Below are 9977 nucleotides of genomic sequence, written 5' to 3'. Positions count from 1 at the left end.
CCCCGACTTCTGACCTCGGCCGCCGCGCTGCGGCCGGCCGGGGTGCCGGCCGGGCTGGCCGCCGCCGCCCTCACCCAGGCCGAGCTGCGCCGCCGGGCGGCCGGCAAGTTCGGGCCGGCGGCGGCCGGGATGTTCCTCACCCGCGCCGGGCTGGAGCAGGCCACCCGCCGGGTCGTCGCCGACCGGCGCGCCGCCCGGCTGCGCGCCGCCGGGGTGCGCACCCTCGCCGACCTGGGTTGCGGCCTCGGCTCGGACGCGCTCGCCGCGGCCCGCGCCGGCATCCGGGTGTACGGCGTGGAGGCCGACCCGGTGACCGCCGCGATGGCCGCCGCGAACGCCGAGGCGGCGGCGCTGGCCGAGCTGTTCACGGTGGAGTGCGGCGACGCCACGGCGTTCGACGTGACCCGGGTCGACGGCGTCTTCTGCGACCCGGCCCGTCGCAGGGCCGGCACCGGACGGCGGATCTTCGACCCGAACGCCTACTCCCCGCCCTGGGACTTCGTCACCGGGCTGGCCGAGCGGGTGCCGTACACCGTGGTGAAGGTGGCCCCGGGTATCGACCACGCGCTGGTCCCGGCGGGCGCCGAGGCGGAGTGGGTCAGCGCGGACGGCGACCTGGTGGAGGCGGCCCTCTGGTGCGGCCGGCTGGCCGAGGTCCCCCGCCGGGCGACCGTGCTGCGCGGCGCGGCCGAGCACGTGCTGACCGGCGCGGGCGCGGCCGAGGCGGCCGTCGGCCCGGTCCGGCGCTACCTGTACGACCCGGACGGCGCGGTGGTACGCGCGCACCTGATCGCCGAGCTGGCCGACACGCTCGACGCGACGCTGGCCGACCCGAGCATCGCCTACCTGTACGCGGACACCCCGACCGGCACCCCGTTCGCCCGCTGCCTGGAGGTGACCGACACACTGCCGTTCTCGCTGAAGCGGCTGCGCGCGCTGCTGCGGGAGCGCCGGGTCGGCCGGGTGGAGATCCTCAAGCGCGGCTCGGCGCTGGAGCCGGAGCAGCTGCGCCGGGACCTGCGGCTGGCCGGCGACGTGGCGGCCAGCCTGGTGCTGACCCGGGTCGCCGGAGCGCCGACGGTGCTGGTCTGCCGGCCCGTCGCGACCTGAGCCCACCGGGCGGGTTAGCGTGACCGGCATGGCGGGACAGGGCACTCCGGCGACGGCGCTGCTGGCGAAGCGGAAGATCCGGCACCGCACCCACCCGTACGACGTCTCCCCCGACGCGCCAAACTACGGCGCGCTGGTCGCCGAGGCGCTCGGGGTGCCGCCGGAGCGGGTCTTCAAGTCGCTGGTCACCGAGGTCGACGGCGGGTTGACCGTGGCGGTCGTCCCGGTCACCGGCGAGCTGGACCTCAAGGCGCTCGCGGCGGCGGTGGGCGGCAAGCGGGCCGCCCTGGCCGACCGGGCGGCCGCCGAACGGGCCACCGGCTACGTGCGAGGCGGGATCAGCCCGCTCGGCCAGCGCAGGCGGCTGCCCACGGTGCTGGACTCGTCGGCGCTGGCGTACGAGAGCGTCTACGTCTCGGCCGGCCGTCGGGGCCTCCAGGTGGAACTGGCCCCGGCCGATCTGGTCGCGCTGACCGACGCCACCACCGCGCCGCTCGCCGCCCACTGAGAATTCGCCGAGCGGGTGCGGCGGAATGCCGTACCGACGACAATTCCGGCCGCCATTGTCCGGCGATTTCGCCGGACTTCCCCGCGTTACGGGATTGTTACCGCAGTCCCCCTAAGTTGGGACCCCCGAGTCTTGCGGCGACGACGGGGACCGCCATACGTTGCCGCTCACAACAAACGCGCGCGACCTCCCCCACCACCACCCCCCACCACCCCCGGAAAGGACCCGTGCAGATGCGCAAGGGCCTCCTCACCTTCGCCGCGGTCGGGCTGCTGGCCTCCGGCGCGACCGGCTGCGCCGACCAGTCGACCGGCGCCCAGGCCGGTAACGGCAAGAAGGCGAAGATCGGTGTGATCCTGCCCGACAGCAAGTCCTCCGCCCGCTGGGAGGGCGCGGACCGCAAGTTCCTCAAGCAGGCATTCGATGCCGCCGGGGTGGCCTCCGACATCCAGAACGCGCAGGGCGACAAGTCGCAGTTCTCCAACATCGCCGAACAGATGATCACGAATGGCGCCACCGTTCTGATGATCGTCAATCTCGACTCGGGTACCGGCAAGGCGGTGCTGGAGAAGGCGCGGTCCCAGGGAGTCGCCACCATCGACTACGACCGGCTCACCCTCAGCGGCTCCGCCGAGTACTACGTCAGCTTCGACAACGAGGCCGTCGGCAAGCTCCAGGGCGAGGGCCTGAGCAAGTGCCTGGCCGAGAAGGACGCCACCAAGCCGGTCGTGGCCTACCTCAACGGCTCGCCGACCGACAACAACGCCACGCTGTTCAAGAACGGCTACGACTCGGTGCTCAAGCCCAAGTTCGACGCCGGGGAGTACCGCAGGGGCCCGGCCCAGTCGGTCCCGGACTGGGACAACGCCCAGGCCGGGGTCATCTTCGAGCAGATGCTCACCAAGACCGCCGGCCGGATCGACGGCGTCCTCGCGGCCAACGACGGCCTGGGCAACGCGGCCATCTCCGTGCTGAAGAAGAACAAGCTCAACGGCAAGATCCCGGTGACCGGCCAGGACGCCACCCCGCAGGGTCTGCGGAACATCCTCGCCGGGGACCAGTGCATGACCGTCTACAAGGCGATCAAGGAGGAGGCGAAGGCCGCCTCCGACCTGGCCATCGCGCTGGCCAACGGCGAGCGCCGGGAGACCGGCCAGACCGTCCGGGACCCGGAGAGCGGCCGCGACGTGGACGCCATCCTGCTCACCCCCCGGGCCATCTACAAGGCCGACGTCGCCCAGGTCATCGCCGACGGCTACGTCACCAGGGACGAGGTCTGCGGTGGGGAGTACGCCAGGCTCTGCGCCGGCGCCGGCATCCGCTGACCCGTACCCGCCCCACCCGCTCGGCGACACCAGAAGGAGAACCCAGTGCCCGCGACCCCCCTGCTGGAACTACGCGGGATCGACAAGAGCTTCGGTCCCGTCCAGGTCCTGCGCGACGTCGCCCTCTCCGTCCACCCCGGCGAGGTGACCGCGCTGGTGGGCGACAACGGCGCCGGCAAGTCCACCCTGGTCAAGTGCATCAGCGGCATCCACCCCACCGACGCCGGCGAGTTCCTCTTCGAGGGCCGCCCCGTCAACATCAACAGCCCCCGGGACGCCGCCGGCCTCGGCATCGAGGTGGTCTACCAGGACCTCGCCCTCTGCGACAACCTCGACATCGTGCAGAACATGTTCCTCGGGCGGGAGAAGCGCAGCGGCATCGTGCTCGACGAACCCACCATGGAGCAGATGGCCACCGAGACGCTCGCCGGGCTCGGCGTTCGTACCGTCACCCTGCGCCAGCACGTCTCCAGCCTCTCCGGCGGCCAGCGCCAGACCGTCGCCATCGCCAAGGCGGTGCTCTGGAACAGCCGGCTGGTCATCCTCGACGAGCCGACCGCGGCGCTCGGCCTCGCGCAGACCGCCCAGGTCCTCGAACTCGTCCGCCGGCTGGCCGACAATGGCCTGGCCGTGGTGCTCATCTCGCACAACATGAACGACGTCTTCGCCATCTCGGACCGGATCGCCGCGCTCTACCTCGGCCAGCTGGTCGCCCAGGTGAGGACCACCGACATCACCCACTCGCAGGTGGTCGAGCTGATCACCGCCGGCCGCTCCGGCGACCTCGGCCTCCGGCCCGAGGCCGCCGGGGACGACCCGGGCGACGGCGGCGAACTGGCCGACTCGATCCGAGGAGCACTCCGATGACCACCACCATCGTGCGCCGGCAGGCCGCGCCGGCCGGCACCCCGGCCCCGACCGTCGGCGACCACGTCCGCAACTACGTCGCCCGGGTACGCGGCGGCGACCTCGGCTCCCTGCCCGCCGTGATCGGCCTCAGCGCGCTCTGCGTGACCTTCGCGATCGTCCGGCCGGTCTTCCTCTCCGCGGCCAACTTCGCCAACCTGTTCACCCAGGGCGCCGCGGTCACCGTGATCGCGATGGGTCTGATCTTCGTGCTGCTGATCGGCGAGATCGACCTCTCCGCCGGTTTCGCCAGCGGCGTCTGCGCCGCCATCCTGGCCAACGTGCTCAGCGTGCTCGGCTACCCCTGGTACGTGGCGGTCCTCGCCGCGCTCGCCACCGGGGCGCTGATCGGGCTCACCATCGGCTTCCTGGTGGCCAAGGTCGGCATTCCGTCCTTCGTGGTCACCCTGGCCGGCTTCCTCGCCTTCCAGGGGGCCGTGCTGCTGCTGATGAAGGAGGGGACCAACATCTCGATCAGCGATCAGGTGATCATCGCGATCGAGAACAACTACGTCCCGCCCACCGTCGGGTGGCTGCTGGCCGCCGTCGCGGTCGGCGGGTACGGCACCGTGCAGTTCCTCAGCCACCGCAACCGGGCCACCCGCGGCCTGGTCACCGACCCGATCGCCGTGGTCGCCGCCCGGGTCGCCGGGCTGGCCCTGCTGCTCGGCTCCGCCGTCTACGTGCTCAACCAGGAGCGCAGCATCAACACGCTGATCAGCTCCACCAAGGGGATGCCGGTCGTCGTGCCGCTCATCGGGGTGCTGCTGGTCTTCTGGACCTTCGTGCTCAACCGCACCGCGTACGGCCGGCACCTCTACGCGGTGGGCGGCAACGCCGAGGCCGCCCGCCGCGCCGGGATCAACGTGGACCGGTTGAAGATCTCCGCCTTCGTGATCTGCTCCGGCATGGCGGCCGTCGGCGGCATCATCGCCGCCAGCAAGGACCGGTCGGTCGACCCGAACACCGGCGGCAGCAACGTCCTGCTCTACGCGGTCGGCGCCGCCGTCATCGGCGGCACCAGCCTCTTCGGCGGCAAGGGACGGATGATCCACGCGGTGCTGGGCGGCGCGGTGGTGGCTGTCATCATCAATGGCATGGGCCTGCTGGACCTCAGCTCCGGACTCAAGTACACCTTCACCGGCCTCGTGCTGCTGTCGGCCGCGGGCATCGACGCGCTGTCACGTCGTCGCTCCGCCGCCACCGGCACCCGTTGACCACGGGGTGCCAGCAGTGATGCGGGCGGGACCGAGCCAGGAGGAGATCCGGCGGCAGAACCTCGGTGCGCTGCTGCGGTACGTGCACGTTCACGGGGCGACCTCCCGCGCGGAGCTCACCACCACGCTCGGGCTGAACCGCAGCACGATCGGCGCGCTCACCGCCGACCTGGCCGGCGTCGGGCTGGTCAGCGAGGGGACACCGAAGGAAACCGGCCGGGCCGGCCGACCGTCGCTGGTCGTCCACCCCGAGTCGGAGCGGGTCTACGCGTACGCGTACTCCATCGAGGTGGACCGGCTGCGGGCCGCGCGGGTCGGTCTCGGCGGTGCGGTGCTCGACCGCCGGGACCTGGAACGACCACGCGGCCTGGACGCCGGGGAGACCGCGCCGCTGCTCGCCGGCGCGCTCAAGGAGATGCACCAGAGCGTCCCGGCCGGGGCGCTCTGCGTCGGCGCCGGGGTGGCGGTCTGCGGCATGGTCCGCAAGGCCGACGGGCTGGTCCGGCTCGGCCCGACCACCGGCTGGGTGGACGAGCCGATCGGCGCGGCGCTCGCCGCCGAACTCGGCCTCGACGTGCCCGTCACGGTCGGCAACGTGGCCGACGTGGCGGCCTTCGCCGAGCACGCCCGGGGCGTCGCCGCCGGCTGCGACAACGTCATCTACCTGTACGGGGACGTCGGCGTCGGCGCCGGCATCATCGCCGGCGGGCGCCGGCTGACCGGGCACGGCGGGTACGGCGGCGAGGTCGGGCACATGGTCGTCGTCCGCGACGGGACCCGCTGCGAGTGCGGCTCCCGGGGTTGCTGGGAGACCGAGATCGGCGAGCACGGCCTGCTCCGGGCCGCCGGCCGCTCCGACGCCCGCGGTCGGGACGCGCTGCTGGCCCTCTTCGACGCGGCCGACCGCGGCGACGCCCGGGCCCAGCGGGCGGTACGCCAGGCCGGCGACTGGCTCGGCTTCGGCGTCGCCAACCTGGTCAACATCTTCAACCCGGAGCTGGTCATCTTCGGCGGCACCATGCGCGACCTCTACCTGGCCTCCGCCGCGCAGGTGCGCAGCCGGCTCAACTCGATGGGGCTGCCCGCCTGCCTGGAGCACGTCCGGCTGCGCACCCCCAAGCTCGGCACGGACGCACCGCTGGTCGGCGCGGCCGAGCTGGCCTTCGAACGCCTCCTCGCCGATCCCCTCGACGTGGGCTGAGGCGCCGACTGAACTGATCGGGTCGGTGATCCGTACCAGTGGACGGACGGGCAGCCGGTGGGTGCGCTGCCCGCCGACCCGCGTACGGCCCGGACCGAGGAGGCACCGCAGCATGGCACCGCTGGAATTCGCACGTCGTCGGCCAGGGCACCGGACCCGTCGGATGGCGGTGCTGATCGTGACGCTCCTGGCCGGGCTGGTCGTCCTGCCCGGCGTCGCCGTCGCCGCCCCGGCCAACCAGATGAACGCCGCCGACATGACCCTGCTCAACGGCGTACGCCTGGCCGGGCTCTGGGAGATGCCGGCCGGGCAGATGGCCGCCGAAAAGGGCCAGAGCCCCCGGGTACGGGAGATCGGCGCGGAGATCGCCCGACAGCACGGCGTGCTGGACCAGCTGGTCGTCGACGCCGCCAACAGGCTGAACGCGACCCTGCCGACGGACCCCACCACCGAGCAGAAGGGGTGGCTGACCGAGATGCAGAACGCCACCGGGGCCCAGTTCGACCAGATCTTCGTGACCCGGTTGCGGGTCGCGCACGGAAAGATCTACCCGGTGATCGGCGCGGTCCGGGCCAGCACCCGCGACGCCACGGTCCGCAAGCTCGCCGATCAGGCGAACAAGTTCGTCAACGACCACATGGCGATGCTGGAGAGCACCGGGCTGGTCCGCTGGCAGCAGCTGCCGCCGGCCGCCATGCCGCCCGCGCAGAGCGACTCGCTGATCGCCGCCGCCCGGGCCGGCGCCACCGGGCCCGCCCCGGCGGTCAGCACCACCGTGGTCTGGGCGGTCTTCCTGCTGGCGCTGGGCACCGGCGGCATCGCCACGTACCGGATCCTGCGCCGCAGCTGACCGGGGGCGGGCGGCGGGCCGGCGGGAACGCTCCTGCCGGCCCGCCCTCGGTTCAGCGGTCGACCTGGGCGAAGTCCCAGGCGTGCGGCGGCCGGGCGACCAGCATGGCGGGCGGTTCCGGCAGCGACCGTGGGCTGCTCCGCCACTTGGAGATCACCACCACCCGGTGATCGGTGGAGGAGAAGACCTCGCTGGACAGGTGCAGCGGGTCGTGCTCGAACCCGGGCAGCGCGGTGTCGCAGACCCAGGTGATCAGGTCAGCGAACCCGTACGGCTCCGCGCGGGCCTCCCACATCCGGACGATCACGCCGGCCATCCCTTCCACACCCTCACACGCTGACCGTGGTCACCGGCAGCGCCGAGTCGGCGGGCAGGTCCAGCCGGCTCGGCGCCACCCCGGCAGCGACCAGGTGCGACCCGAGCGCCGCGACCATCGCCCCGTTGTCGGTGCAGAGCCCGGGCCGCGGCACCCGCACCCGGATGCCGTACTTCTCCGCCCGCTGCTCGGCCATCGCCCGCAGCCGCGAGTTGGCCGCCACTCCCCCGCCGATGACCAGCGTCTCGACCCCGTTCGCCCGGCAGGCCGCCAGGGCCTTGCCGGTGAGCACGTCGCAGACGGCCTCCTGGAACGAGGCCGCCACGTCGGCCACCGGCACCGGTTCGCCGGCCCGCTGCCGGGCCTCCACCCAGCGGGCGACGGCCGTCTTCAGTCCGGAGAACGAGAAGTCGTACCGGTGGGCCGCAAGGTCCTTGGCGGCGGTGAGGCCGCGCGGGAAGCCGATCGCGGCCGGGTCGCCCACCCGGGCCTCCCGATCGATGTACGGCCCACCGGGGAAGGGCAGCCCGAGCAGCCGGGCCACCTTGTCGAACGCCTCACCGGCCGCGTCGTCGATGGTCGCGCCGAGCGGGGTGACCCCGCGGGCCAGGTCGTCCACGAGCAGCAGCGAGGAGTGCCCGCCGGAGACCAGCATGGCGATCGCCGGCTCGGGCAGCGGCCCGTGTTCCAGGGTGTCCACGGCGACGTGCGCGGCGAGGTGGTTCACCCCGTACACCGGCTTCTCGGCGGCGACCGCGTAGCCCTTGGCCGCCGCCACCCCGACCAGCAGCGCGCCGGCCAGGCCCGGGCCGGAGGTGACCGCGATCGCGTCGATGTCGGCGAGCGTCACCCCGGCCTCCTTCAGCGCCCGCTCCATGGTCGGCACGATGGCCTCCAGATGGGCCCGGCTGGCCACCTCGGGGACCACGCCGCCGAACCGGGCGTGCTGCTCGACGCTGGAGGCGAGCGCGTCGGCGAGCAGGGTGTGCCCGCGCACGATGCCGACGCCGGTCTCGTCGCAGGAGGTCTCGATGCCGAGGATCAGTGGTTCGTCAGCCATGGTCCGTCCCGTTCCCGGTCGGTTCCGCGTCGCGCCGCATGACCAGCGCGTCGGTGTTGCTCGGTTGGTAGTAGCCGCGACGCACGCCGACCGGCTCGAAGCCGTACCCGGCGTAGAGGCGCTGGGCGGGCGCGTTGTCCGCGGCCACCTCCAGCAGCACGCTGTGAGCGCCGCGCCGGTCCGCCTCGGCGAGCAGGTCCTCCAGCAGGGCCCGGCCGATGCCGCGCCGCTGGGCGTTCCGGCGGACGGCGATGTTCTGCACCCACGCCTCGTCCGGCTGGACGGTCAGCCCGGCGTAGCCGAGCAGCGTGCCGTCGACGTCGAGCGCCACCCGGTACCAGTGGCCGCTGGCCAGCTCGTTCCAGAACATCGCCGGGGACCACTGCTCGGCGCCGAAGAGGTCCGCCTCGATGGGCAGCACCTCGTCGATGTGCCACCAGCGGAACCGGTCGAGTCGTACCGGCCCGCTCACGGCAGGACCGACTTGTGGGTGGTCGCCGCCACGGCGTCCGGGCGGCGCAGGTAGAGCGGGGTGAGCGGTTCGCTCGGCGCGCCCGCCCGGATCCGCTCGGCCGCCAGGCCGGCCAGCGCGGCGGCGTCCGGGTAGCGGGGTTCGGCGCGCAGCGGCAGGCCGAGCTGGTCGGCGTACCGGTGGGCGCCGTCACCGACCGCGACGGTGACGGCCAGGTCGCGGGCGCGTTCCGCGACGACCGCGGGAGCGTCCACGTTCGGCCCGGCGATCCGCTGGCCGGCGCCGTCGTAGATGGCCCAGTAGAGCTCCCGGCGGCGGGCGTCGCTGGCGGCCAGGACCGGCTCGCCGGCCGCCGCGGGGTGGCCGATGCCGTCGAGCGAGCAGACACCGTACGTGGGGATGCCGAGAACCTGCCCCATGGTGGCGGCGGTGACCAGCCCGACCCGGAGCCCGGTGAACGGGCCGGGACCGAGGCCGGCGACGATCGCGGCGAGGTCGCGCGGCCGGGCTTCGGCGTCGGCGAGCACCGCGTCGACCTGCGGGGCGAGCAGTTCGCCGTGGGCCCGGGCGTCGACCGTGCAGCGGTGCGCCCGCAGCGTGACGCCGTCCGCCGAGACGGCCACGAGCGCCGCGGTCACCGCGGGGGTCGAGGAGTCCACCACCAGTACGAGCACGGTATGCCAGCCTAGCCGCCCGCCCGTCACCCCCGGTCACCGCCCGCACGCCGGCCGCACCGCTCCTCCGGTCGACGGGCGCACCGGACGACGTGCGGCGAGGGCACCGGACCGACGCGCGGCGGGCGCACCGGACCGACGCGGGCGGGACGGGCCGGTCGAGCGGGAGGGTGGCGGCGCGGCGCGCCGCACCAATATCACCCAGCGTGACGGCCGTGGCGGACGATTTCACGACGAGCGGTATGACGGAGCGTCATAAATATGGGTCTTGTGATGGATGTGTGGGTCGGGTGGTCATCGGCGGGGTAGTTCGGGTCGGTGGCCGCCGAGGCTGAGCA

At 73.4% G+C, this 9977-nt stretch carries 11 protein-coding genes; 7 read left to right on the top strand and 4 right to left on the bottom strand.

Features of this window, described 5'->3' with window-relative positions:
- The 7 genes from V6U81_RS28445 to V6U81_RS28415 form a co-directional block, all read left to right on the top strand.
- On the top strand, positions 1-1110 hold a 1110-nt coding region (locus V6U81_RS28445; RefSeq protein WP_334494069.1), incomplete at its 5' end, for a class I SAM-dependent methyltransferase.
- A 28-nt stretch (positions 1111-1138) separates the two neighbouring features.
- Complete coding sequence (ybaK, locus tag V6U81_RS28440; protein WP_334494067.1) at positions 1139-1618, top strand: Cys-tRNA(Pro) deacylase; 480 nt, start codon at positions 1139-1141, stop codon at positions 1616-1618.
- Between the two features lie 233 nt (positions 1619-1851).
- On the top strand, positions 1852-2943 hold the full coding sequence (locus V6U81_RS28435) for a sugar ABC transporter substrate-binding protein (protein WP_334494066.1): 1092 nt from the start codon (positions 1852-1854) through the stop codon (positions 2941-2943).
- Between the two features lie 45 nt (positions 2944-2988).
- The gene (locus tag V6U81_RS28430; RefSeq protein ID WP_334494065.1) at positions 2989-3810 is read left to right on the top strand and encodes an ATP-binding cassette domain-containing protein; all 822 of its coding nucleotides are present in this window, start codon (positions 2989-2991) and stop codon (positions 3808-3810) included.
- Positions 3807-5066, top strand: coding sequence for a sugar ABC transporter permease (locus V6U81_RS28425; RefSeq protein WP_334494063.1), 1260 nt, complete (start codon positions 3807-3809; stop codon positions 5064-5066). Before V6U81_RS28430 ends, V6U81_RS28425 begins: the two co-directional genes overlap by 4 nt.
- A gap of 19 nt (positions 5067-5085) precedes the next feature.
- Complete coding sequence (locus tag V6U81_RS28420) at positions 5086-6267, top strand: ROK family protein (protein WP_334494061.1); 1182 nt, start codon at positions 5086-5088, stop codon at positions 6265-6267.
- A 163-nt stretch (positions 6268-6430) separates the two neighbouring features.
- On the top strand, positions 6431-7117 hold the full coding sequence (locus tag V6U81_RS28415) for a DUF4142 domain-containing protein (RefSeq protein WP_334494060.1): 687 nt from the start codon (positions 6431-6433) through the stop codon (positions 7115-7117).
- Positions 7118-7169: 52 nt separating this feature from the next.
- Here V6U81_RS28415 and V6U81_RS28410 read toward each other — a convergent pair whose 3' ends face one another.
- From V6U81_RS28410 to tsaB, 4 genes are read right to left on the bottom strand one after another with little or no spacing between them, the layout of a single operon-like run.
- Complete coding sequence (locus tag V6U81_RS28410) at positions 7170-7424, bottom strand: hypothetical protein (protein WP_334494071.1); 255 nt, start codon at positions 7422-7424, stop codon at positions 7170-7172.
- A gap of 22 nt (positions 7425-7446) precedes the next feature.
- Positions 7447-8493 carry a tRNA (adenosine(37)-N6)-threonylcarbamoyltransferase complex transferase subunit TsaD gene (gene tsaD / locus V6U81_RS28405; RefSeq protein ID WP_334494058.1) on the bottom strand — a complete coding sequence of 349 codons (1047 nt, stop codon included), beginning with the start codon at positions 8491-8493 and terminating at the stop codon, positions 7447-7449.
- Complete coding sequence (rimI, locus tag V6U81_RS28400; protein WP_334494056.1) at positions 8486-8965, bottom strand: ribosomal protein S18-alanine N-acetyltransferase; 480 nt, start codon at positions 8963-8965, stop codon at positions 8486-8488. Before rimI ends, tsaD begins: the two co-directional genes overlap by 8 nt.
- Entirely contained in the window at positions 8962-9639 is a 678-nt protein-coding gene (tsaB, locus tag V6U81_RS28395) for a tRNA (adenosine(37)-N6)-threonylcarbamoyltransferase complex dimerization subunit type 1 TsaB (protein ID WP_334494054.1), read from the bottom strand. Before tsaB ends, rimI begins: the two co-directional genes overlap by 4 nt.
- Between the last annotated feature and the right edge of the window lie 338 nt (positions 9640-9977).

Source organism: Micromonospora lacuserhaii (assembly GCF_036902735.1).
In the GTDB taxonomy this organism is placed as follows: Bacteria; Actinomycetota; Actinomycetes; order Mycobacteriales; family Micromonosporaceae; genus Micromonospora.
Note: the sequence above shows the minus strand (reverse complement) of the source record. Positions and strands in the feature narration are given on the sequence as shown.